11 protein-coding genes are annotated in these 25,769 nt (G+C 65.1%); 5 read left to right on the top strand and 6 right to left on the bottom strand.

The annotated features are described in order from the left end of the window. Positions 1-86: 86 nt before the first annotated feature. A complete protein-coding gene (locus H292_RS0121345) occupies positions 87-503 on the top strand; it encodes a VOC family protein (RefSeq protein WP_019665534.1) in 417 nt (138 codons plus the stop codon). Positions 504-579: 76 nt separating this feature from the next. Here H292_RS0121345 and H292_RS0121350 read toward each other — a convergent pair whose 3' ends face one another. Beyond that, the gene (locus H292_RS0121350; protein WP_019665535.1) at positions 580-4,536 is read right to left on the bottom strand and encodes a DNA-directed RNA polymerase subunit beta'; all 3,957 of its coding nucleotides are present in this window, start codon (positions 4,534-4,536) and stop codon (positions 580-582) included. Between the two features lie 116 nt (positions 4,537-4,652). Next, positions 4,653-8,159 carry a DNA-directed RNA polymerase subunit beta gene (gene rpoB, locus H292_RS0121355; protein WP_019665536.1) on the bottom strand — a complete coding sequence of 1,169 codons (3,507 nt, stop codon included), beginning with the start codon at positions 8,157-8,159 and terminating at the stop codon, positions 4,653-4,655. A gap of 1,069 nt (positions 8,160-9,228) precedes the next feature. Between rpoB and H292_RS0121365 the strand changes: the two genes are divergently transcribed. Together H292_RS0121365 and H292_RS0121370 are read left to right on the top strand one after the other, a co-directional pair. Further along, a complete protein-coding gene (locus tag H292_RS0121365) occupies positions 9,229-15,729 on the top strand; it encodes a type I polyketide synthase (RefSeq protein WP_020112669.1) in 6,501 nt (2,166 codons plus the stop codon). 1 nt (position 15,730) lies between these two features. Further along, the gene (locus tag H292_RS0121370; protein ID WP_019665539.1) at positions 15,731-17,086 is read left to right on the top strand and encodes an aminotransferase class I/II-fold pyridoxal phosphate-dependent enzyme; all 1,356 of its coding nucleotides are present in this window, start codon (positions 15,731-15,733) and stop codon (positions 17,084-17,086) included. A 10-nt stretch (positions 17,087-17,096) separates the two neighbouring features. Here the strand turns inward: H292_RS0121370 and H292_RS0121375 are convergent, their stop codons facing one another. Beyond that, on the bottom strand, positions 17,097-18,083 hold the full coding sequence (locus H292_RS0121375) for a 3-oxoacyl-ACP synthase III family protein (RefSeq protein ID WP_230620900.1): 987 nt from the start codon (positions 18,081-18,083) through the stop codon (positions 17,097-17,099). Between the two features lie 356 nt (positions 18,084-18,439). On the opposite strand from H292_RS0121375, the gene H292_RS0121380 reads away from it, so the two are divergent. Beyond that, positions 18,440-20,542, top strand: a complete 2,103-nt coding sequence (locus H292_RS0121380) for an MMPL family transporter (protein WP_019665541.1) — start codon at positions 18,440-18,442, stop codon at positions 20,540-20,542. Continuing rightward, complete coding sequence (locus H292_RS0121385) at positions 20,532-21,158, top strand: N-acetyltransferase (protein ID WP_019665542.1); 627 nt, start codon at positions 20,532-20,534, stop codon at positions 21,156-21,158. The genes H292_RS0121380 and H292_RS0121385 overlap by 11 nt, the downstream gene beginning before the upstream one ends. Positions 21,159-21,258: 100 nt before the next feature. Here H292_RS0121385 and H292_RS0121395 read toward each other — a convergent pair whose 3' ends face one another. The 3 genes from H292_RS0121395 to H292_RS0121405 all read right to left on the bottom strand — a co-directional run bounded on the left by H292_RS0121395 (position 21,259) and on the right by H292_RS0121405 (position 25,726). Then, a complete protein-coding gene (locus H292_RS0121395) occupies positions 21,259-23,838 on the bottom strand; it encodes an aminotransferase class III-fold pyridoxal phosphate-dependent enzyme (protein ID WP_019665543.1) in 2,580 nt (859 codons plus the stop codon). Between the two features lie 231 nt (positions 23,839-24,069). Then, a complete protein-coding gene (locus H292_RS0121400) occupies positions 24,070-24,927 on the bottom strand; it encodes a hypothetical protein (protein ID WP_019665544.1) in 858 nt (285 codons plus the stop codon). A 52-nt stretch (positions 24,928-24,979) separates the two neighbouring features. Further along, entirely contained in the window at positions 24,980-25,726 is a 747-nt protein-coding gene (locus H292_RS0121405; protein WP_019665545.1) for a hypothetical protein, read from the bottom strand. Positions 25,727-25,769: the final 43 nt, after the last annotated feature.

Here is a 25,769-nt window from a genome sequence, read left to right on the forward strand (position 1 = left end):
CGTGGGCACGAACTGGACTTGTCGGGCGTCCGACATTTCGATGAACGCGGACTGTCGGTGTCCGCAATACCGTGCATTCTGGACTCATGACATCACTCGATCGCACAGGATCCCAGATCGACCACTTGAACTTCGGCGTCCACGATCTCGCGGCCAGCGCGGAGTTCTACAGTGCAGCCCTCGAACCGTTGGGCATCACCGAGATCATGCGAGTGCCGGTCGGACCCGATCAGCTCGCGATGATCGCGTTCGGTTGGGCCGCGGTGAAACCGTTCTTCTGGATCGTCGACGCACCAGGCTCACGGATCGGTCCGCACACACACATGGCCTTCAGTGCACCGGACCGGGCGACGGTCGACGCGTTTCACGTGGCCGCACTCGCGGCCGGTGCCACCGAACTCAGGGCTCCCGGGTTGCAGCCGGAGTACCACGCGACCTACTACGGTTCGTTCGTACGCGATCTCAATGGCATCGATCTCGAAGCCGTCTGCCACCACGGCTGAGAACTCGGCTGGGAACTCGGCTGGGAACACGCAAAAGCCCCGCACCCAATCGGATGCGGGGCTCTTGCTGTGAGTCCTAGCGGTATTCGTTGGAGAAACCGTAGTCGTCGAGCGGCACTGCGGCGCCGGTGTTCTGGCCGAAGCCGTCCGGGCTGTAGTACTGATCGTCGTACGACGGCACTGCGTATGCCGCAGCGCGTGCCTCCTCGGTGGGCTGCACCTGAATGTTCCGGTACCGGTTGATGCCGGTACCAGCCGGGATGAGCTTACCGATGATGACGTTCTCCTTGAGACCGATGAGCTTGTCGCTGCGGGTGTTGATAGCCGCATCGGTGAGCACACGAGTGGTCTCCTGGAAGGACGCTGCCGACAGCCACGAGTCGGTGGCCAGCGACGCCTTGGTGATACCCATCAGAACCGGACGTCCGGCTGCGGGCTCGCCACCCTCGGCGACGACACGACGGTTCGACGCCTCGAACTCGCTGCGCTCGGTCAGAGAACCGGGCAGGAATTCGGTGGAGCCGGAGTCGATGATCGTCACGCGACGGAGCATCTGGCGCACGATCGTCTCGACGTGCTTGTCGTGGATCGACACGCCCTGACTGCGGTAGACCTCCTGGACCTCGTTCACCAAGTGAATCTGGACCTGGCGAGGACCCATCACGCGCAGCACCTCGTGCGGATCGGCAGCACCTTCCATGAGCTGCTGGCCGACCTCGACGTGGTCACCGTCCGCCAGAAGGCGCTCGGTGCCGTCGTCGTGCTTGAAGACGCGCAGACGCTGACGCTTGGAGAGCTTGTCGTAGACAACCTCTTCGCCGCCGTCGTCCGGGATGATGGTGATCTTGTAGAAACGATCGCCGTCCTCGAGCTGGATGCGTCCCGACACGTCCGCGATAGGAGCCTTGCCCTTCGGCACACGTGCCTCGAACAGCTCCGTCACACGAGGCAGACCACCGGTGATGTCATCTCCGGCGACACCACCCTGGTGGAAGGTACGCATGGTCAGCTGGGTACCGGGCTCACCGATCGACTGTGCGGCGACGATACCGACGGCCTCACCGATGTCGACGAGCTTGCCGGTGGCCATCGAACGGCCGTAGCAGGTAGCGCAGACGCCGGTGCCGGTGGTGCAGGTGAGCACCGAACGGACCTTGACCTCGGTGATGCCGGCCTCGATCAGAGCATCGATGGCAGGATCGCCGACGTCGTGTCCACGAGCGACGATGATGTTGCCGTTCTCGTCGACCGCATCCGTGGCCAGCGTGCGAGCACGTGTGCTGGTCTCCACGTGTGCGTCGCGGATCATCGTGCCGTCGGCGAGCTTCTCGGCGATGGTCGTGACGATTCCGCGCTCGGTGCCACAGTCGACCTCGCGAACGATGACGTCCTGCGACACGTCGACGAGACGACGCGTCAGGTAACCCGAGTCGGCGGTACGAAGCGCCGTGTCGGCCAGACCCTTACGAGCACCGTGCGTGTTGATGAAGTACTCGAGGACCGTCAGGCCTTCCTTGAAGGAAGACTTGATCGGACGCGGGATGAACTCACCCTTCGGGTTGGTCACCAGACCCTTCATGCCGGCGAGCGACCGCACCTGAGTCATGTTTCCGGCTGCGCCGGACTTCACGATCATCGGGATGGGGTTGTCGTCGGGGAAGTGCGCCTCCATGGCCTTACCGACCTGCTCGGTCGCGTCCTGCCAGATCTTGACCAACGCAGAGTTGCGCTCGACCTTGTCGAGTGCGCCACGCTGGTACTTCTTCTCGATCTGATCGGCCTGAGCCTCGAAGGTCTCCATGATCTGCGGCTTCTCCGGCGGCACGAGGACGTCGGAGATCGAGATGGTGACACCCGAACGCGTGGCCCAGTAGAAGCCTGCGTCCTTCAGCTTGTCGACAGTCTGTGCGACGACGATCATCGGGTAACGCTCGGCGAGATCGTTGATGATGGTCGACTGACGCTTCTTCGGCATCTGCTCGTTGACGAACGGGTAGTCCGCCGGGAGCAGCTCGTTGAAGATGACGCGTCCCAGAGTGGTTTCCGCGGTCCATGCATCGCCGCGGTTCCAGCCGTTCGGGAACAGCTCGGCCTCGAGGTCCAGCGGCGGACGCTGGTTCGTCAGACGAACCTTGATCTGCGACTGCACCCGAAGAGCGCCACGGTCCACTGCCATCTGAGCCTCGGCAGGCGACGAGTACGCACCGAACTCCGGCTCGTCGGTCTTGGCATCGACGCGCTCGCCCACGGCACCCGCGTCGAGACGCGTGAGGTGGTACAGACCCGTCACCATGTCCAGACGCGGCATGGCGAGCGGACGGCCCGAGGCCGGCGAGAGGATGTTGTTCGAGGACAGCATCAGGATGCGTGCCTCGGCCTGAGCCTCGGCCGACAGCGGAAGGTGGACAGCCATCTGGTCACCGTCGAAGTCGGCGTTGAACGCCTCACACACGAGCGGGTGGAGCTGGATGGCCTTGCCCTCGACGAGCTGCGGCTCGAACGCCTGGATGCCCAACCGGTGCAGGGTAGGTGCACGGTTCAGCAGCACGGGGTGCTCGCCGATGACCTCTTCGAGAACGTCCCACACCTGCGGACGCTGACGCTCGACCATGCGCTTGGCCGACTTGATGTTCTGCGCGTGGTTGAGATCCACCAGACGCTTCATCACGAACGGCTTGAACAGCTCGAGAGCCATGAGCTTCGGCAGACCACACTGGTGCAGCTTCAGCTGCGGGCCGACGACGATGACCGAACGGCCCGAGTAGTCGACACGCTTACCGAGGAGGTTCTGGCGGAAACGACCCTGCTTGCCCTTGAGCAGATCGGACAGCGACTTCAGCGGACGGTTACCCGGTCCGGTGACCGGACGTCCACGACGGCCGTTGTCGAACAGGGCGTCGACCGACTCCTGCAGCATCCGCTTCTCGTTGTTGACGATGATCTCGGGAGCACCGAGGTCGATCAGTCGCTTGAGTCGGTTGTTGCGGTTGATGACACGGCGGTACAGGTCGTTGAGGTCGGACGTCGCGAAACGTCCACCGTCGAGCTGCACCATCGGACGAAGCTCCGGCGGGATGACCGGGACGGCGTCGAGAACCATGCCCATCGGCGAGTTGCGGCCGGCCTGGAACGCGGCGACGACCTTCAGACGCTTCAGAGCGCGCAACTTCTTCTGGCCCTTGCCGCTGCGGATGGTCTCGCGCAGGTTCTCGGCCTCGGCGTCGACGTCGAAGTTCTGCATGAGCTTCTGGATCGACTCGGCACCCATGGCACCGGTGAAGTACTCGCCGTACCGGTCGATGAGCTCGCGGTAGATGAGCTCGTCGACGATCAGCTGCTTCGGAGCCAGCTTGGTGAAGGTGTTCCAGATCTCCTCGAGACGATCCAGCTCACGCTGCGCGCGGTCACGGAGCTGACGCATCTCGCGCTCGCCGCCGTCCTTGACCTTGCGACGGACGTCGGACTTGGCGCCCTCCGCCTCGAGCTCGGCGATGTCGGCTTCGAGCTTCTGAGCGCGTGCCTCGAGGTCGGCGTCACGCTGATCGGCGACAGCCTTCTTCTCGACCTCCATCTCGGCCTCGAGCGTCGAGAGCTCGTTGTGGCGGAGCTCGTCGTCGACCGTGGTGATGACGTAGGCAGCGAAGTAGATGATCTTCTCGAGATCCTTCGGTGCCAGGTCGAGCAGGTAACCGAGGCGTGACGGAACACCCTTGAAGTACCAGATGTGGGTGACCGGAGCGGCCAGTTCGATGTGGCCCATGCGCTCACGACGCACCTTGGCGCGAGTGACCTCGACGCCGCAGCGCTCACAGATGATGCCCTTGAAGCGGACGCGCTTGTACTTGCCGCAGTAGCACTCCCAGTCCCGGGTGGGGCCGAAGATCTTCTCGCAGAAGAGGCCGTCCTTCTCGGGCTTGAGCGTGCGGTAGTTGATGGTCTCCGGCTTCTTGACCTCGCCGTAGGACCAATTGCGGATGTCCTCCGCGGTCGCGAGACCGATGCGGAGTTCATCGAAGAAGTTGACGTCGAGCACGTAACTTCCTTTCCCCGTGATGGGTGTTGTGCTGTGCGAATCAGATCAAGTCGATCGCCCCGTGGGCCCACCTGCTGCGTGTCGGCAGTGCGGTGAGGCCCACGGGACCGAGAAATCTACTGCGCGAGGTCGTCGACGGTGGCAGCTTCGTTGCGGGAGAGGTTGATTCCCAGGTTGGCTGCGGCACGCTCGAGGTCCTCGTCGTCACCGTCGGCCATCGTGATGGCTGCGCCGTCCGAGGACAGCACCTCCACGTTGAGGCACAGCGACTGGAGCTCCTTGAGGAGCACCTTGAAGGACTCGGGAATACCGGGCTCCGGGATGTTCTCGCCCTTGACGATGGCCTCGTACACCTTCACGCGGCCGACGACGTCGTCCGACTTGATGGTGAGGAGCTCCTGCAGCGTGTAGGCAGCGCCGTACGCCTGCATTGCCCAGCACTCCATCTCACCGAAGCGCTGACCACCGAACTGAGCCTTACCACCGAGGGGCTGCTGCGTGATCATCGAGTACGGCCCGGTCGAACGAGCGTGGATCTTGTCGTCGACCAAGTGGTGCAGCTTGATGATGTACATGTAGCCCACCGACACCGGGTACGGGAACGGCTCGCCGGAACGACCGTCGAACAACGTGGCCTTTCCGTCCGGTCCGACCATCTGTACGCCGTCACGGTTGGGGATGGTGCTCTCGAGCAGACCAGCGAGCTGATGCTCCTTGGCGCCGTCGAACACCGGGGTGGCGATGTTGCTGTCGGCAGGAGCAGCCAGCATCTCCTCCGGCAGACGCTCGGCCCAATCGGGCTTCGTGCCGTCGGTGGCGACCTGGACGTTCCATCCGGTCTTCCCGATCCATCCCAGGTGCGTCTCGAGAACCTGACCGATGTTCATACGACGCGGAACACCGTGGGTGTTCAGGATGATGTCGATCGGGGTGCCGTCGGGCAGGAACGGCATGTCCTCCTGCGGGAGGATCTTGCCGATGACGCCCTTGTTTCCGTGGCGGCCGGCGAGCTTGTCGCCGTCCTGGATCTTGCGCTTCTGCGCGACGTACACGCGAACGAGCTCGTTGACGCCGGGAGGCAGATCGTCGTCGTCCTCGCGTGAGAACACGCGAATGCCGATGACCTTTCCGCTCTCGCCGTGAGGAACCTTGAGCGACGTGTCGCGAACCTCGCGCGCCTTCTCACCGAAGATCGCGCGCAGCAGGCGCTCTTCCGGGGTCAGCTCGGTCTCGCCCTTCGGCGTGACCTTTCCGACGAGGACGTCACCGTCACGAACCTCGGCACCGATACGGATGATGCCGCGCTCGTCGAGGTCGGCGAGGACCTCGTCGGAGACGTTGGGGATGTCGCGAGTGATCTCCTCGGCACCGAGCTTGGTGTCGCGGGCATCGATCTCGTGCTCCTCGATGTGGATCGAGGTGAGGACGTCCTCTTCCACGAGGCGCTGCGACAGGATGATCGCGTCCTCGTAGTTGTGGCCTTCCCACGGCATGATCGCGAGCAGCAGGTTCTTGCCGAGCGCCATCTCACCGTTCTCGGTGCACGGGCCGTCGGCGAGGACCTGACCGGACTCGACGCGCTGACCCTCGTCCACGATCGGACGCTGGTTGGCGCACGTGCCCTGGTTGGAGCGCGCGAACTTACGCATGCGGTAGGTCTTGCGGCTTCCGTCGTCGGCCATGACCGTGACGTAGTCCGCGGAGACCTCTTCGACGACACCGGTCTTCTCGGTGATGACGACGTCACCGGCGTCGACGGCAGCACGCAGTTCCATGCCCGTTCCGACGATCGGCGACTCGCTCCGCACCAGCGGAACAGCCTGACGCTGCATGTTCGCGCCCATCAGGGCACGGTTGGCGTCGTCGTGCTCGAGGAACGGAATCATCGCGGTCGCGACCGACACCATCTGACGAGGCGACACGTCCATGTAGTCGATGTCCGAGGACGAGACGAACTCGACCTCTCCACCCTTACGACGGACCAGAATCTTGTCCTCGGTGAAGTGGCCGCCTGCATCGACAGGCGAGTTGGCCTGCGCGAGCGTGTGGCGATCCTCTTCGTCCGCGGTCAGGTAGTCGACCTCGTCGGTGACCTGTCCGTCGACGACCTTGCGGTACGGCGTCTCGATGAAACCGAACGGGTTGACCCGTGCGTACACCGACAGCGAACCGATCAGGCCGATGTTCGGGCCTTCAGGGGTCTCGATGGGGCACATACGGCCGTAGTGCGACGGGTGAACGTCACGAACCTCGAGGCCTGCGCGCTCTCGCGAGAGACCACCGGGGCCGAGGGCCGACAGACGACGCTTGTGCGTCAGACCCGACAGCGGGTTGTTCTGGTCCATGAACTGCGACAGCTGGGAGGTTCCGAAGAACTCCTTGATCGCGGCGACGACGGGACGAATGTTGATCAGGGTCTGCGGCGTGATCGCCTCGACGTCCTGAGTGGTCATACGTTCACGAACGACGCGCTCCATGCGGGACAGGCCCACGCGGATCTGGTTCTGGATCAGCTCGCCGACGGTACGGAGACGACGGTTGCCGAAGTGGTCGATGTCGTCGACCTCGACGGGAACCTCGACGCCGTCCGGCGCCGTCATCGAGGTGTCACCTGCGTGCAGACGCACCAGGTACTCGATGGTGGCGACGATGTCTTCCTCGGTGAGGGTCGACGCAACGATCGGCTGGCCCGAGTTCAGGCCCAGCTTCTTGTTGATCTTGTAGCGGCCCACGCGAGCGAGGTCGTAGCGCTTGTCCTTGAAGAACAAGTTCTCCAGCAGAGTCTGCGCCGACTCCTTCGTGGGCGGCTCGCCCGGACGCAACTTGCGGTAGATGTCGAGGAGAGCCTCGTCGGTACCGGCGGTGTTGTCCTTCTCGAGCGTCGCCATGAGGATCTCGGAGAAGCCGAAGCGCTCCGTGATCTGCTCGGTGGACCAGCCGAGAGCCTTCAGCAGCACCGTGACGGGCTGGCGACGCTTGCGGTCGATACGAACACCGACCGTGTCGCGCTTGTCGACGTCGAACTCGAGCCATGCACCGCGGCCAGGAATGACCTTGACGCTGTGCAGGTCCTTCTCCGTCGTCTTGTCGATCGAGTGATCGAAGTAGACGCCGGGCGAACGGACGAGCTGCGAGACGACGACGCGCTCGGTTCCGTTGATGATGAAGGTGCCCTTGTCGGTCATCATGGGGAAATCACCCATGAACACCGTCTGGCTCTTGATCTCGCCGGTGTTGTTGTTGATGAACTCGGCAGTGACGAACAGCGGAGCCGCGTACGTCATGTCCTTGTCCTTGCACTCGTCCTGCGAGGCCTTGACCTCGTCGAACCGTGGGTCGGAGAAGGAAAGAGACATCGAACCCGAGAAATCCTCGATCGGAGAAAGTTCGGTGAGGATGTCTTCGAGACCACCGGAGACATTGCTGTCCCCGCGCGCGGCGGCACGGTCACGCCAACTCTGCGCGCCTACCAGCCATTCGAAAGAGTCCGTCTGTACATCGAGGAGACCGGGTACCTCCAACGGTTCGCGAATGTTCGCGAACGAAACCCTCCTCGGGGCTCCCGGTGTTCCGACAACTGCCTTGGTCTGGCTAGAGACTGCCAAGATGCGTCCTTCCAGCACCTCACGCGGGCCGCTCGTGCAGTGCGACCGCCGCTGTATCTGCTTGCTTCAATGTGGGGCGAATTCGCTGGTCACAACCAGACCGAATCCCCACTGCAATCTCTTCGAAGTAACACTTCGCAGACACGGCAATCGAGAGGTGGACAGGAGGCAGCCAGCGCAACGTCCAAAGGTACCCCAAATGTGCGCAGGGCGCAACAGGGGCATCAAAAGTAGCACCCGAGCCAAGAACCGGCGTCGCCTTCGAACACGGCGTGTCGCGGTCGAGCAATCGTCTTCCACGATCGCTTCGGGGTGCCTTCGTCAGGACAAGAGTGACCCCTGCGCGCCCCGGCGTCAAGAGGAACAACCGTCGACTTTCGCACCCACTGCCCGTTTCACAACCATCCCGATCGGTCCGTTCACACCCTCGCCCGCCCCCCGCCCAGCCCCGCCCGCCGACGCCTGACCGAACGTGACGTTCGGTCACTCCAAGTGACCGAACGCCACGTTCGCTCCCCCGGGGGCACGAGTCGGACTCGTCGGAAATGCCGACCCGGCCACCTGCCGCCGACACATGCACACCATCCGACCGACACTCCCCGCTCGATCACGCGGCACATGTGCACCCTCGGAGTGACCGAACGTGCCGTTCAGTCACTCCAAGTGACCGAACGCCACGTTCGGTCCGGAAAACCAGGGCGCCGGGGCACGCGGAGGGGAAAGCTGGAAATCCACTGAACGACAGATGGTTCCGCGCCCAGTTATCGAAAAATGCTCACCATCACAAGTTTTCGTCGTTCGCGACCGTAGAACACTCCCGACCGGGGTTCGGGACACACTGTTGAAAACTGGACCTTGTCATCGGTCATTGAGACAGCGAAGACCGCGCGCTCGCAATTGATTTCCCTATGGCGGTTGTCGGTGGAGTCTGCTTATATTTCACCCAGCACGGAGATCGGACCGCACATCGACGGCGTTCTCCGTGCTCGACGGCGTTTCGGGGGGCGTCTGTTCGGGGGTGCGGGTGTTGTCCGTGCGCTCTCGGGAGCCGTCCATGGTCTGGTCGACACTGTATCGGGGGAGAATCATGGTCGAGATTGCGATTGTCGGTATCGGTTGCAGGTTCCCGGGCGGAGTTCACGATGGGCAGAGTTTCTGGGACTTCATGGTCTCCAAGGGCGACGGCATCGTGGACATTCCTGCGGACAGGTGGAATGCGGACAGGTTCTACGACCCCGATCCGGATGCTCCAGGCCGCATGTACACGCGCAAGGGCGGTTTTCTGACGCAGTCGCTGTGGGATTTCGATCCGGAGTTCTTCGGCATCTCTCCGCGTGAGGCTGCGGTCACCGATCCGCAGCAACGGTTGCTGCTCGAGGTCGCGTGGGAGGCTCTCGACGACGCCGGCCATGCCGGACGGGTGTCGGGTGAATCGATCGGTGTGTACGTCGGCGGTTTCACCAACGACTCTGCGGGACTGCGGGGTTCGCAGATGGGCAGAGCCTTCATCAATGCACACAGCGCGACCAGTTCGTCGCACACGCTGTTGTCCAACCGTATTTCCTACGCGCTGGATCTGGTGGGACCGTCGATGACGATCGACACCGCGTGTTCGTCGTCGCTGGTCGCGGTGCACGAGGCCGTGCGCGCGCTCGACCGTGGTGAATGCACGATGGCTCTCGTCGGCGGCGCCAACACGATGATCAGGCCGGAAACGTTCATTTCGATGTGCAAGGGCAGATTCCTCGCGTTCGACGGCCGTTCCAAATCGTTCGACGCCGCCGCGGACGGTTACGGCCGCGGCGAGGGCGCGGGCATGGTGCTGCTCCGCCCGCTCGCCGACGCGATCGCCGACGGCGACCGAATCTACTCGGTCATTCGGGGATCGGGCGTCAACCAGGACGGTCGCACCATCGCCATTCCCGTCCCCAATCCCGTGTCCCAGCGGGCACTGGCCGAGCGGGTCTGCGCCGAAGCAGGCATCGACCCAGCACAGGTCGGATACGTCGAGGCGCACGGAACCGGCACGTCCGTCGGTGATCCGCTCGAGATCGAAGCACTCGGTGGTGCGTACGGGTCGGTTCCCGGTCGGACGACGCCACTGGTCGTCGGGTCCGTCAAGGCGTCGATCGGGCACACGGAGGCCGCAGCGGGCATCGCCGGTCTCATCAAGAGTGCACTGTCCCTGCACCACGGCACCATCGTTCCTCAAGCGTGGCTGGACACACTGAATCCGGCAATTCCGTTCGACGAACTGGCAATTCGTATCCCCACCGAGGCCGAGCCGTTTCCCGAGGAGTACGACCGCCGCATCGTCGCGATCAACGGTTTCGGCTACGGCGGGACCAATGCTCACGTGCTGATGGACGCCGCTCCCGCCGCCCCGTCGGCCGCCCCATCGACCCGGACCGCGTCTCGCCCGGTCCGGATCTTTCCGCTCTCGGCGCGCACCGATGCCGCAGTCCGTGCCGTCGCGGCCTCCCTCGCCGACGCTCTGGACCGACGCGACGGCTCCGACGACGCGCTCGAGGCGTTCACCGCGGCTGCCTGGACCAGGCGTGCCCACCATCCCGTCCGCACCTCGGTGCACTACACCGACGCGCAGGATCTGACGACGAAGCTTCGGGACGTCGCGTCCGGGACCGGGCAGACGTCCCACGTCGTGGATGCCGGCGGACGCGCGCCGGTCTTCGTGTTCAGCGGTATGGGTCCGCAGTGGTGGGGCATGGCTCGTGAACTACTGCTGGCAGGCGGAGAGTTCGCGCGCACGGCGAGCATCGTCGACGACGCGTTCATCGAGATCGCGGGGTGGTCGATCATCGAGGAGCTGAGCCGCGACGAGGAACACTCACGGGTGACCAACACCGAGGTAGCGCAGCCCGCCAACTTCCTCGTCCAGGTGTCTCTGGTCGCGGAGCTGAGAGCGTCGGGTATCGAACCGGAGACGGTCGTCGGGCACAGCGTGGGCGAGGTGAGTGCGGCATACGTCAGCGGTGCCCTCAGCCTGCACGACGCGTTGCTGGTCAGCTGCCATCGCGCCAGGCTGCAGGCGACGACCGCAGGGACGGGGTCGATGTTGGCGGTCGGCCTGTCCGAGGCCGACGCGTTGGCCTACCTCGCCGAAGCAGGCAAGGACATGGTGGAGCACGTGTCGATCGCAGCGATCAACAGTCCTACCGCGGTGACGTTGGCCGGTGACGCCGAGCACCTGACCGAGTTGGCCGAAAGCCTCACCGAGGGAGGGTTCTTCGCCAAACGTCTGCAGGTCGAGGTGCCGTACCACAGTCATCTGATGGATCCGATTCTCGACGACGTCGCCGGCAGCCTGGCGTCGATCGACCCGCGGCAACCCGACCTGACGCTGTTCTCCACCGTCACTGCCGGCGAGGTCACCGACGCGAGCTGGGACGCCGGGTACTGGGTGGACAACGTGCGCAAGCCGGTGCGGTTCGCCGACACAGTAACTGCGTTGATCGGTCGGGGCCACCGGGTGTTCCTCGAGGTCGGTCCGCATCCAGTCCTGTCCGGCAACATCCGCGAGATCCTGATCCGCACCGGTGATCCCGGCACGTCCATCGGCACGCTCGTTCGCAAGCAGAGCGACGCCGAGTCGATGATCACGGCGGTGTCCGCGCTGTACGCGGCCGGCTCGTTCGTCGGCGGCAGGACCGAACCGTCGCCGCACGTGCCGCTTCCCGCCTACCCGTGGCAGAAGTCGCGCGTCTGGCACGAGGACGAGAAGACCGTCGCGGACCGGATGGGAACCGACACTCTGTATCCGATGCTCGGTGACCGGACCTCGGCACTGTCGTCGGAATGGCACGCGGAACTCGCCGTGTCGCAACTGCCGTGGCTACAGGACCACGTCGTCGACGGACTCGTGCTTCTCCCGGGTACCGCCTACCTCGACGCGGCGATGAGCGCCGCCGCAGTCCGGTCCGGGCGTCAGGAAGTCGGCCTCGAACACGTCGAGTTCGTCGCGCCACTCGTCGTCGACAAGCACGACGTGCCCGTGCTCGAAGTGGCCGTCGAGAACAGCACCAGGCGCTTCGTCATTCGGTCCAGGTCGGCGACCGACTCGGCGTGGACGATCAACGCAACCGGGCGGCTCGTCGAAGGGCACTTCGACGCTCCGTTCGTGGCGTCGGAGATCGAGGAGACCGCTACCGAGATCACCGGCGACGTGCTGTATCCGCTGCTTGCGTCGGCGGGGCTGCGGTACGGGCCGGCATTCCAGGGAATCAGGTCCGCGCGCATCGGCAAGGACACCGTCGTCGCCTCCATCGACGCCGGGCGCCACGCAGGCTCGGGCCACCTCGTGCATCCCGCCGTCCTGGACACCGCGCTGCAGTGCGTCGCGACGCTGGCCACTGGGCCGTCGGGGGCCGTCGTCCCGTTCTCGGTGGGAACGGTCAGGCGATACGGGCCGGTTCCGGACGACGCGACCGTCGTCGTCACGAGGACCAGCACGGAGCCCATGCGTGCCGACATCGCCGTGACCGACTCCGAGGGACGCGCGGCCGTCACGCTCGGCAACGTCGAGTTCCGGCCCATCGCTCCCCCGCAGTCGCTGCATGCTCGCCTGTCGAAGGTGTTCTACGAGCCGGTGTGGGAGTTGCGGGACAACCGGGACTCGGCGGCGATCCGCAACGAGGCGGCGCGCGATTTCGCCCTCGTCCTCACCCTCGGTGACCCCACCGAGACAACCCGCACGCGCGCCGACGCGATCGCCGCATCCCGACCGTCGTCGATCGTTCTCGACGCCGCAGTGACGCCGGTGGATGACATCGTGGCCGCTCTCCGCGCAGGGTTGGCCACACCGGGCGTCGACCGGGCCACCGTCGTCGCGGTCGCGGGGGCGTTCACCGATCCGGCATCCGCCGTCGGCTCGGCACTCGTCGCGGCTCGCGCCGTGCACATCGCGATCTACGGCGACGAGACCGGTCCTGCGACGGATCCCGGATCGGTGTCGGCCGTCATCGTCACCGAGCGAGCGTTCTGCATGCCGGGCGACACCGAGGGCGCCGATCTCGCGCACGCGGGACTCGTCGGGGCACGCAGGTCGCTGCGCAACGAACAGTCGCCGGCAGCATGGCGTTTCGTCGACACCGAGCCGTCGACACCGTTGTCGGACATCACGACCGAGACGTTCGCGTTCGGTCCGTTCCAGAACGACGTCGTCGACGAGGTCGCTCTCCGGCAAGGGTCACGATGGGTGGTGACTCTGAAGAGCAACGCCGACGAGCATCTCGCAGTTCGCGATCAGCCGACGGTCGTGCGCGATCCGGAGCAATCGTTCGCAATCGAGGTGCCTGCGTCGAAACTGCTGTCCGACCTCACTTTCCGTGCCCATGCTCGTCGCGATCCCGGTCCAGGTGAGATCGAGGTCAGGATGGAAGCGGTCGGGGTGAACTACAAGGATCCGCTGAAGGTCATGGGCGTCCTCACCGACAAGGAACTGGCCGGAACGTACTTCGGGACCACGCTCGGGCTCGAAGGCGCAGGCATCGTCACCCGGGTCGGGCCTGGAGTCACCGAGGTGTCCCCGGGCGACCACATGGGTGTGTGCGCTCGAAACATGATGCGTCGGTACGTCACCGTCGGCATCGACGAAGGCGGGACGATGCCCATTCCGTCGGACTGGGAAACCGGCTGGTGCTCGTCGATACTGCCGTTCCTGTGCGCACAATACGGATTGGTGCACCTTGCACGCGTTCTGCCCGGTGAGACGGTGCTCGTCCACGGCGCGTCGGGCGGAATGGGGCTCGCCGCCGTCCAGGTCGCGAAACTGATGGGAGCCCGCGTGATCGCCACGGCGGGCACCGAGGAGCGCCGCGCGGTCGCACGGGATGCCGGCGCCGACGACGTGTTGGCGTCGAGATCCCTGAACTATTCGGACGAGGTCATGGCCCTCACCGACGGCCGGGGTGTCGACGTGGTCTTCAACTCCTCCCCCGGCGAGATCATGGCGCAGAACCTGAACGTGGCAGGTGAATTCGCCCGGATCGTGGAGATCGGCAAGGCCGACATCTACTTCGGTGGCGTCATGGATCTGAAACCGTTCGACCGGAACCTGACCTTCTACGCCGTCGACATGGACCGGATGTTCGAGCACAAACCCGACCTGGCCCGGCAGGTGACCCGCGAGGTTCTGGACAAGATGTCGGCCGGTGACTACGCACCGTTGCCGTACACGACGTTCCCGATGGACCGAGTCGGCGACGCCTTCGAGTCGGTCGTCCGGTCCTCGCACACCGGACGTGTGGTGTTGTCGCTGGACGACGATGCGCCCGTCGTACGGCCGCAGATCCCCACCGTCGACATCGATCCGGCGGCGTCGTACGTGATCACCGGCGGCTTCGGAGCCTTCGGAACCGCCGTGGCCAGATGGCTCGTCGCCGAGGGCGCACGTGATCTGGTGCTCGTCGGCCGCAGCGGTGCCACCACCGCCCGCGCCAAGCAGACGCTCGCCGAGTTCGCCGCGCAGGGCGTGACGGTCGGGGAAGAACTGCTCGACATCTCCGACTACGCCTCGGTTCTCGGACTGATCGAACGAGTACACGCACGCGGTGTCGCGATCGCGGGTGTCTTCCACACGGCAGGCCTCGTCGACAACTACGCCGTCAACGACATCACCGACGACTCCCTGCGCAGCATCTTCCTGCCCAAGGTGACCGGCGCCGTGAACCTCGACCGCGCACTGGACGAGGCAGGCGCCGACCCGTCGGTGTTCGTCATGTTCTCGTCGATGAGCAGCCTCACCGGTGGTGCGCCGCAGGTGTCGTACTCGGCCGCCAACTCGGTGCTCGACGCGTTGGCGTGGACTCGGCGCCGGCGCGGAAAGGCGGCGTTCACCGTCAGCTGGGGATCGATGGCGGGCGGTGGCATGGCCGAGGCCAAACAGGAAGTGGTGCGGTATCTGGACATGCTGGGCTTCAAGAACATCGACATGGACGACGCGACGCTCCTGCTACGCGAGGCTCTGACGTTCGACGTTCCGCACGTCGCTCTCGTCGGAATCGACTGGGAGCAGTGGGGAATCGCCAATCCGGCGTCGGTGACCATTCCGCGTTTCGCGGCGCACATCGCCGCAGCGAGCACCGGCGGGTCGGGCATCACCGCGCTGCACGCCGAAATTCTCGCGCTACCCGAGGACCAACGCGCCGACGTGCTGACGTTCATCCTGGCCGAGCAACTGGCGTTGGTGATGGGCATCGACGCCGAGGCAGTCGACGTGCAGACACCGTTGCCCGAGCTCGGGCTCGATTCGCTGATGGCCGTCGAGTTCGCGGCCCGCGTGGGCAAGACCGTCGGGCTGGAACTGTCGGTACTGGAGTTCGGTCGTGGGCTCGGCCTCGCCGCCATCGGAGGAAAGCTCGCCGCAGGACTGACCGCACGAGCCCACGGCGAGGACCGGACTGTTGCACACCCGGTTGCAACAGCCCCTGCCGAGGCGGACCCCACCGTCGTCCAAGTAGGCGTCCCGGACCACGCACGCGGAACGGACACGGTGGTCACCGACGTGATCCCCGCGCCTGCCGATGCCGAACCCGTACTGGCCACGACCGACACGTCCGGAGCCGTCTGACATGACCGAAGAAGCACGGGAGATTGCACGTCAACTTCTCTCTCGCAGTGGGTATTCGACGGTCCAGGTCGACGACGCCTCCAGCCCGGCTCCCCCGCAGCGACCGACGGCGCCACGTCCTGCCACGCCGGCACCGAAGGTTCGTGGACGCGGATTGCTCGACCATCCGGACATCGTGTCCACGGTTGCGCAGTTCGACGGAGTGGACTCGATGTTCGAGTCGTTGGGTGTCACCAATCCGCTGTACCTGGAACACCACGGCAAGAGCGGCGCGACCATTCGGCAGCAGGGTCGCGACATGATCAACTTCGGAGCGTTCAATTACCTGGGCCTCGGAAACGACGACCGAGTGGCGGAGGCGGCGAAGGCCGCGATCGACGAGTACGGCACGTCGGTGTCCGCCAGCCGGATCGTGTCCGGCCAGATCCCGCTGTACGCGGACTTCGAGTCGAGGATCGCGAACATCTACGACGTCGACGACGCGGTGATCACCACCAGCGGATACCTGACGAACGCGGCAGCGGTGGGGTATTTGCTCGGGAAGGGCGACCTGGCCGTGTGCGATGCCCTCGTGCACAGCAGCATCGTCTCCGGCACCGAGTGGGCAGGAACCCGACGGATAACGTTCCGCCACAACGATCCAGCGGCGCTCGAAGCGATCCTGAAGATGTCGAGGAACAGCTTCGAGCGTGCCCTGGTGATTCTCGAAAGTCACTACAGCATGGACGGTGACGTCGCGCTTCTTCCGCAACTCGTCGACGTCGCGCGCAAATACGACTGCGGGGTCATGATCGACGAGGCACACGCATTCGGTGTGCTCGGGGAGCACGGTCACGGCATCCGGGACCTGTACGGTTTGCCGGGCGACGCCGTCGACGTGTGGATGGGGACGATGTCCAAGGCGCTCGGCAGCGTCGGCGGGTTCCTCGCCGGCAGCCGAGAACTGATCCGCGCATTCAAGTACTCGGCCCCCGGGCTGAGCATGTTCGCCACGGCACCAGCCCCGGCCTCGATTGCCGCGGCGTCCGCGGCCCTCGACGTCATCGATGCCGAACCCGAACGCATTGCTCGCCTGCATGCGCGCGCACGGTATGCCTTCGATCACGCACAGCGCCTGGGTCTTCGCACCGGGCTCGCCGAGGGAACGCCGATTCTGCCGATCATCGTCGGAGACACTCAGAAGGCAGTTCTGGCCGGAGTGTCGCTTCTCGAGGCAGGAGTCAACGTCAACTCGATCACGTACCCATCGGTGCCGCTGGGAGAGGAGAGGCTGCGTCTGTTCGTCTCCAGCGAGCACACCGAGCAGCAGATCGACACCGCGTTGACAACGGTGGCGTCCGTACTCGACAGGATGTGACCGAAGCAGCTCAGTGGACGACGACCATCGCACCCCAGATGAACCCGGCCCCGATCGTCGCGATGACGGTCGTGTGGCCGGGTAGCGTCCGTCCCTCCCGCTCGAGATACGCCAGCACGGTGAAAATACTGGCGGCACCGGTGTTTCCGAGCCGATCAAGTGTGATCGGCGCGCGTGATCGGTCGACCCCGAGGGTGTCCATGACGTCGTGCACGATGTTCCGATTCGCTTGATGAAAGCAAAAATTGTCGATGTCGGACAACGGCATTCCCGCGTCGGACACTGCCTGCCGCACCACCTCGGGTAGCAGTGTCGTGGCCAGTTTCCAGACCCGGGGCCCGTCCATGTAGATGTACTGCTCACCGCGCATCATTGCACCGGCGTCGGCCGGACGGCGCGAACCACCCGCGCGTATCCCGACGGACATGTCGAGTTCGGACGACAGAACCACCGACCTGATACCGCGTTCCGACGCCGGGGCCGCGGTCACCACGGCAGCTCCGGCGGCGTCGCCGAAGAATATTCGGGTGGTTCGGTCGTTCGGGTCGGTCTGCCGGGAGAACACCTCCACGGCGAGCACGAGGATGGTGCGGTAGCGGAGTCCGATCATCGACGACGCGACTTCGATGGCCAGCAGTCCACCGGAGCACGCGGCTGCGGTGAGGTCGATCGGCACGGCCCGAGTTGCTCCCAGTGCCTGCGCGACGGTCAGGGCCGTGGAGGGGAACGGTTGATCCGGGTTGGCGGTCGCCAGCACGATTGCGTCGATGTCTGCGGCCGCCGATCCGCTGGAGCGCAGCGCCTTTCGGGCAGCATCGAGGGCGAGATCGGATGCGGCGAGCGAGGAGTCGAGGAATCGCCTGGACAGGATTCCGGTGCGCTCTTCGATCCACCCCGCGTCGGTGTCGAGCGTGGCGCACAGTTCGGCATTGTCGACGATGCGCGGCGGCACTGCGTCGGCGAAATGACCGACGGTGACGCTGACGACTGGGTGCATGTTCACGAGTGTCCGTTCGCTCGACAGAAGTTGAATTCTTGACCAGAGATGGCGCCGAAAATACAAGCGGGGGAACGACTTCAGCGGCTCCCATGCGCCGAAGAGTCGAGCGGTATCCTAACCTCGCGTGCGTCGATCCGACAGTCTCGACGGAGCAGAACTATCGGTGTAGGGTCACGGCAACATCGAAGAAGATCCTCTGCTGTGATCGAACACGTCTTTCATCCATTCGCTTCGCGTTCTCGCATCGAACAGGACGGCCGTTGACCCAGGATTCATCGAACCGTGAGAGCCCGCGAAGCGCCCCTTCGGCTCGTAAACCTTTGCTGGAGTTCGTTATCGGTCACGCCAGAGCAGTGGTTGCCACGTGTGTCGTCGTGATCGTCGCCGCCGGCGTCTGGGGTATCGGCGTCATCGAGGACCTCAGCCTCGGTGGATACTCGGATCCGTCGAGCGAGGCGGCCCGCGTCGACGGCATCGTGGACGCGCAGTTCGGACGAACGATTCCCGACGTCGTCGTTCTGTACACCCCACGAGACGGGCGGTCGATCGACGAGATCGGCGACGACGTCGCGGCCGACCTCGCCGCCATCGACCCGGCTCTGCTGACACGCCCTCCCACGACGTACTGGAACATCGCGCCGGCCTTCCAGCAGGGCCTGAGGTCGTTCGACCGAAACTCGGCAATCGCCGTGCTGACGCTGAACGGCAGCGAGGATCACCGCGTCAAGACGTACCTGAGCATCAAGGATGAACGCGCGATCGACGGCGTGGAGATTCAGTTCGGCGGCTTCTCGACCATCATCGACGCCTACAACGCCGAGGCTCGCGCCGACCTCATCCGTGCCGAGCTCATCACTTTCCCGGTGCTGATGGTGCTGTTGTTGATCATCTTCGGCGGGGTGACGGCGGCGGCTGTTCCGCTGTGCATCGGCGGTCTGGGCATCCTCGCATCGCTGGCCGCGATGCGCATTCTGACGTCCTTCACCGAGGTGAGCGTGTTCGCCACCAACATCGCCACCCTCGTGAGTCTGGGTATGGCGGTGGACTACAGCCTGTTCGTACTCACTCGCTTCCGGGAAGAGCTGCGGCGCGGGTCGACCACCCCGGACGCGGTCCGAGCGACCATGTCCACCGCCGGTCGGACCGTCGCCTTCTCCGGTTTGCTGCTGGTGTGTGGATTCGTCGGGATGCTGATATTTCCGCAGGCGATGATCAGGTCGCTCGGTTTCGGAGGCATGGCAGCCGTGGCCGCCGCTGCGTTCGTCTCGCTCACCGCACTTCCTGCCGCGCTTGCGCTTCTCGGTCCTCGGATCGACTCGTTGAGTTGGCGGACGGGTGCCGTCGAACGCGGAGACGAACGCGCCGAACGGTTCTGGGGCGCGGTGGCGACCTCGGTCATGAAGCGGCCGGTGATCGTCGCCGGCACCATCCTCGCGTTGCTCGCCCTGCTCAGCGCGCCGGTCTTCGGTGTCGCCCTGGGCGATCTCGACCACCGGGGGCTTCCGTCGGATTCACCGGCGCGGATCGCGACCGACGCTCTGTTCACGGAATTCCCGCTCGCCAACTCCGGGGTCACCGTGATGGTCCGGTCCACCGACGGCGGCGCGCCCGACCCTCGTGCGGTCCAACGGATCACGAACGACATCGGCGCGCTCGACGGATTCGCGGCCGCGGCCCCAGGGGGTTCGACCGGAGACTACGCAGTCGTGCGAGCCATCCTGTCCTCCCCCGACCGAACGGAGGGTGCACTCGCCGCGGTGGAGTCACTGCGCGACCTTCCCGTGCCGGACGGTACCCGAATATTCCTCGGCGGCCCCACCGCGCTGAGTCAGGACGGTATCGCCGCCATCGAGGACACGATCCCCTGGATGTTCGCGATCATGATCGCGTCGACCTTCGTCGTCACCACCGCCGCGTTCCGCTCGATCGTACTGTCCGTCAAAGCGATCGCCATGGCGATGGTCAGCCTTGCCGCGACGTTCGGTGTCCTGACCTGGATCTTCCACGACGGTCACGGCGCAGAACTTCTCGGCGTCACACCAGGACCCCTGCAGGCAACGATGAGCATTCTCGTTCTCGCAGTCGTCTTCGGGCTCTCGACAGACTACGAGATATTTCTGCTCTCCCGCATGGTCGAAGCACACGATCGAGGCGAGTCCACCCGTGACGCGGTCCGTATCGGCACTGCACGCACCGGCCGAGTGGTCACGGCCGCCGCCCTGCTGCTCATCACCGTCACCGCGGCGTTCTCGCTGTCGGAACTGTCGATGATGCGACTGCTCGGAATAGGCGTCATCGTCGGGCTGATCATCGATGCGACGGTCGTTCGCATGCTCCTGGTCCCCGCCCTCGTTGCGTTGATGGGTGAGGCGAACTGGTGGCTGCACCCGAAACCTCCTCCGCGCGACACTCCCCCGGACACACCACTGGAAAAGGACATCGAACATGCCGGTTGAAGTCAGCACGGTCGAGATCAGAGCCGCACAGAGAACCGACATTCGCGAGATGTCCGACCTGATGGCACGCGCCTTCCAATCCGACGACCCTGTGAGCAGTTACTTCTTCCCGAAGGACGCTCGGCGGCCGAAGATGCAGCGACGGATGATGTCGGCGCTGATCAGGCACCGCTACCTACCCTCGGGAGGTGCAGAGCTTGCAGTGCTCGGCGGGAAGATAGTCGGGGTCAGCTTGTGGCATCCGCACGACGCGTCGCCCGAGTGGTGGCGAAACCTGATTGCCGGTCCACAATTGTTGTGGGCCATGCGCAGTGGTGTCCGAGCAGGAATGCACATGGACAAGATGCTCGACGCCGGGGCGCCCGACGACGACGCGGTGCTGTGGGTGTATCTCGGGGTCGAGCCGACGCTCCACCGATCCGGGCTGGGCGCGGCACTGTCGCGATCCTTCTTCGAGCGGGTCGACCGCGAGGGCCGAACGACATTCGGGATCTGCAAACAGGGCAACATCCACTTCTGGACAGCGATGGGGTTCGAGGAAGTCGGAACGGACACCATCGGTCCGGGCGGGCCTGAAGTCCACCGCATGAATCGCCGTCCGAGCGCACGGCCGTAGCCGCGTCCGCCGTGACGCCGCCAGGGCCTGCGGAACTCCGTCACCGGGTTCCGCAGGCTCCTGCCGGGACGTCAGTACCGAGTCCGGTGCCAGTGCCCGGTCACTGCCCTTCGCGCCACCGCGTGGACTCCGCGAGTTCGAACCCGTACCGATCCGCCAGCACGCCCAGACGTCGAACGTTCGCGCCGTTCAACGCTGTTCCGATACTTCGCAGTTCGAATTCGCCGGACAACGACAGCAGCATCGTCTCCGCCATGCACGCGTAGGTCAGCCCCGGCGCGAGGCCGAACGTCAGACCGAAATCCGACCCCGCGGGCATCGAGACGATGCCACCGTCGAAGACCGTCACATCGGGCCGAGTGAGGCCGACGTCGTGCGGGATGTTCGGGGGCTGCGCCACATCGCAGACGATGGCGTCGGGTCCCAGATCGGCGGCATCGATCAACGAGTGCGGCGCCGACGTCGCAGCGATGACCACCTGCGCACGAGCAACCCCGGCGGCCGGATCGTCGAAGAACTCGATGTGCCCGCCGGCCACGAGATCGTCCACGCTCCGCCCGTCCGCCGCCGCGGCGAGCGCACCTGCCCCACCTCGAGCGGCGTCGACTATCTCCCCCGCTGCGTCCCACAGTTTCGGCGCGACGCGCCCCTGCTCACCGGGCCGCCCGACCAGGGCGATCGCGCCGACGTCGGGCGCCAAGGCACGCGCGATGGTCCTACCGATGGCACCGGCCGCCCCCAGAACGGTCACCCGAACCACCCCGAGATCGATACCGCGTTCCGCGCACACTCGGTGCACCGCACGGATACTGGCTGCCGCCGTGAACGAATTTCCGGTGGTGAGAACGCCCGCCATCGAGCCGAGCGCCAGCCCGTTCGCCGTGACCACCGACGAGTATCCGCCCAGCCCGACGACGGTGGCACCTCGCTCGAACGCGAGGTTCGCCGCAGCACCGACTGCTGCTACCGCAGCGTGTGGCGGCAGCGTCAGCAGTCCCTTCGACGTGAAGGGAAGCCCGATCAAGTTGCCGTGGGCTGCGCCGTCGTGCTCGGTCACGATCCTCCCGCTACCGATGATGTACGACGCAGGCTTCAGTTCCGATGTCGCCGAGGAGAACCTCTCCAGGAGCTCCGCACGTTCGGGGTGCGAGAACTCGGCGAGCGACGGATCGAAGGCCTCGAAGATGCTCAGATCCAGCGGATGAGCGACGAACCCGAACCGGCTGTCACCGGACTGCACCGGAGTGTGCGGGAGCCGTGCGCCCACGGTACTTCCGGAGCGACCCGCTTCGGTCCGTGCCACAGAACCACCGGACCGATTCCGTCCGACCAGATGACCGATCAGACCGGCGAGGTCCCCTGCCGCCGCGAACGCGCACGCGCGACCGAGTGCCTCGACCAGACGCATGCATTCGGACTCGGTGACCGTCAGCGGCGGTTCCACCCGCAGCACCCGCGCCCCGAACATCGTGGGCGCCAGCCGAATACCCTCCACCTGCGACAGGTACGAGGACATCATCACCGCCAGGTTCTCCTGATCCGCAACCGAACCCAGAATGGATTGCCTCCCCACGAAGTTGATGTCGTCGGTGAGCTCGACACCCAACAGCAAGCCACGACCACGCACATCCGACACCACCGTCGGATACTCGGCAGCGAGCCTCCTCAGTTCACGAGCAAGCAGATCCCCCACTTCCTGCACTCGCGAGATCACAGCACCGCCGTCCGCGGCGAGCTCGTCGAGCACCGCGATGCCGACCCTCGCCGTCAACGCGTTGCCCGCGAACGTCGACGTGTGCCGCAGAGCGAAGCTTTCCCCCATCCACTCGGGCTTGCTCAACACCGCCCCGCTCGGCAGCACTCCACCCCCCAGCGCTTTGGCCAGAGCGAGAACATCGGGTACGACGCCTTCTCGCTCACACGCGAACATCGTGCCCGTACGGCCCAAACCGGTCTGCACCTCGTCGAGTGCCAGTAGAACCCCGTGCTCGGTGCAGATCTCGCGCACACGCGTCAGGTAACCGTCGGGAGGCACGACGACGCCGCCCTCACCTTGAATGGGCTCGACGACGAACGCCGCGAACTGCCCTGGTGCAGCGACCAGTGCGGCCTCGAGCGCGTCCGCGTCACCGAACGGAACGGAGTCGAATCCCTGGACCGGAGCACCGAATCCAGCCTGGTACTTGATGTTTCCCGTGGCGGAAAGTGCGCCGAGCGTCTTGCCGTGGAAGCTGTTCGTCGTGCTGAGGATACCCAGGCGTCCCGTCGCGGCGCGCGCGATCTTGATGACCACCTCCATCGCCTCGGCGCCGCTGTTGACGAACGTCACCCGCGTCAGACCGGCGGGTGCGACGGAGACGAGGCGGCGGGCGAGTTCGCCCGCTGGATACAACACCGACGGTTGGACGAACACTGCTTCCCCGGAATGTCGCACGGCATCCATTGCTCGCCAGATGTTCTCGGGGTTGTGCCCGAACGGGAGGGCTCCGTACGCGCCGGCGAAATCGAGGTGCGTACGACCCGACGCGTCGAGCAGCTCGGTCCCTTTACCGGACACGTACTCGATGTCCACGTCCACCGCCGACAGGAGTCGGTACAACTCGGGGTTGACGTTCTCCGCAAACCCGTCGCGGCCGGTCGCCTGACGCGTGGTGGACGGACGAAAAGAAAGGTCGGTCATGTGAGCTCCGTGTTCTCGCGAAACCGCCTCCGGTGGCACGAGCTGCCGGGAGGCGTTCTCGCGCAACCAGAGCTCGCCCCGTGGTGGGACGCAAGCGCGATGGTAGCTGCCGAGAGGACCGAAGTTAGCCTGTGAAAATACCCTTACTACTGATTCGAAACGAAAAACCGCATCTACAGTCGGTTTATCTGCGTGGCCGACTCAGCGTCGTGTCGGCCAAATCACACCGGATCACTTGTCCTGCGTCGCCGACAACAGCCACTGCCCGTCGATCTTCTCCATATTGGCGATGAGCGGGAACACGACGTTCCCCGACGCGACACCGGCACTCGTCGCACTCACGTTGACGTTGGCGAAGAGCTCGGCCTTGTCGTCCTGCAGACGCACGACACCGATGTCGAGAACGTCGACGTCCGTTGCCGTCTGCGTCTCGTTCGCCGTCGACTTGATCTCCTCGATGAACTTCTGCGACTCCTCGCGGAACGCTGGCGTCATCTTCTCGAGCCCGGCCGCGATATCGGCGTCGATCGTCGCGAAGTTGTACCTGTACAACCCGACCAGAGCGTCCGACGCCGCTCGCGTCACCTCGGATGTCTCGCCCTGATCGACCCACGCGGCGTTGTCCACCTCGGTACCGGGCTTCAGCGCGGCAACCGCCGCGAACGCAACCAACAACGCAGCAACAGCACCGACCACGATCGTCGGCAGCCAGTTGGTCCGACCGGCCGGCTGTCCCCCAAGTGAGCCTGTCTGGGGTGAGCCTTCCTGGGGTGAGCCTTCCTCGGATACCTCAGCTCCAGGCGCCTTCGATGATTCGGGCGTCTCGGCTCCAGGAGTATCAGCTACCGAAGCCTTCTGCTTCGACGGCTTCGAGATGGAGACTGTCGCAGGCTCAGCAGACGAGGGGCCTTCGGGATGCGCAGTGTCGGGCGCACTCGAATCCACCGCACTCGAATCCACAGCACCCGAGTCGACAGCACTCGAGTCCGGTGCGCTGGAATCGGCGGGCATGCGGTTGGTTCCCGCAACCTTCTTACGGACCTTGCTGGTGGTGACGGGTGGGACTATCTTGCGACGTTGTGGGGGCACTGAAGTACTCCTGACTCGAACATGTGCGGGCGGGCGGAAGGTGCAGCCTCGGCTACGGACCTTCGGACGCGCCTGAATCAGCGGGCGCGGGCTCGCCGGAGGGAGGCGTCGCGCTCGGGTCTGTGGTTCCGGCATCGGGAGCGGGAGTGCCTGTCTCCGGGCTACCTGAGTCCGGGGCACCTGCGTTCGGTGCGGGCTGCTGCGCGCCCGGATCGGTCGGTGCATCGACGGGGTTGAGCGGCACTCGGTCTCCGACGGGCAGAAGGTTGTTGACCTTCCACGTTCCGTCGACGTCCTCGAGGTACATCCGCATGACGCTGCGAGTGCGTTCGGTGAATCCGTCCGGCCCCGACGTGTTGTTCGCGACGATCGCGATCGCGGTAGCCGTCCGGTCGTCGACGTTCAGTTCCGTGATGGTCGCGTCGAGTACCTCGGCAGTGATCTTCCGGCCGGAATTGCGCTGCTCGTCCGTGACGGCCTTCTTGGTCTCCTCGAGATAGCTGGTCATCTGATCGCCCGTCACCGAGGTGAGCATCAGATCCAGCGACCCGTCCATGTCGGCGGAGTCGACGGTACTGAGATTGATCGCGGCCTGACGTGCGTCGTTCAGCGCCGAATCGCGAGTGTCCGCGATCGCCTTCTCGTCCCACGCGTTCTTCCATCCGATCCCGAACCATACGCAGGCCGCCAGGGCCACCACGGCGACGATGGACAGGGCTACGAGGACCGGCCGGGACTTGTTCTTCGGCCGCGGTGTCTTCTTCGGCTGCGGTGGTGCAGCTTCGGTGTTTGACGTCACACTTCAACCTTACTCTTCGGTAACACCGGCATCGACGACGCCG

Source organism: Rhodococcus sp. 114MFTsu3.1, from assembly GCF_000383555.1.
Lineage (GTDB): Bacteria > Actinomycetota > Actinomycetes > Mycobacteriales > Mycobacteriaceae > Rhodococcoides > Rhodococcoides fascians_E.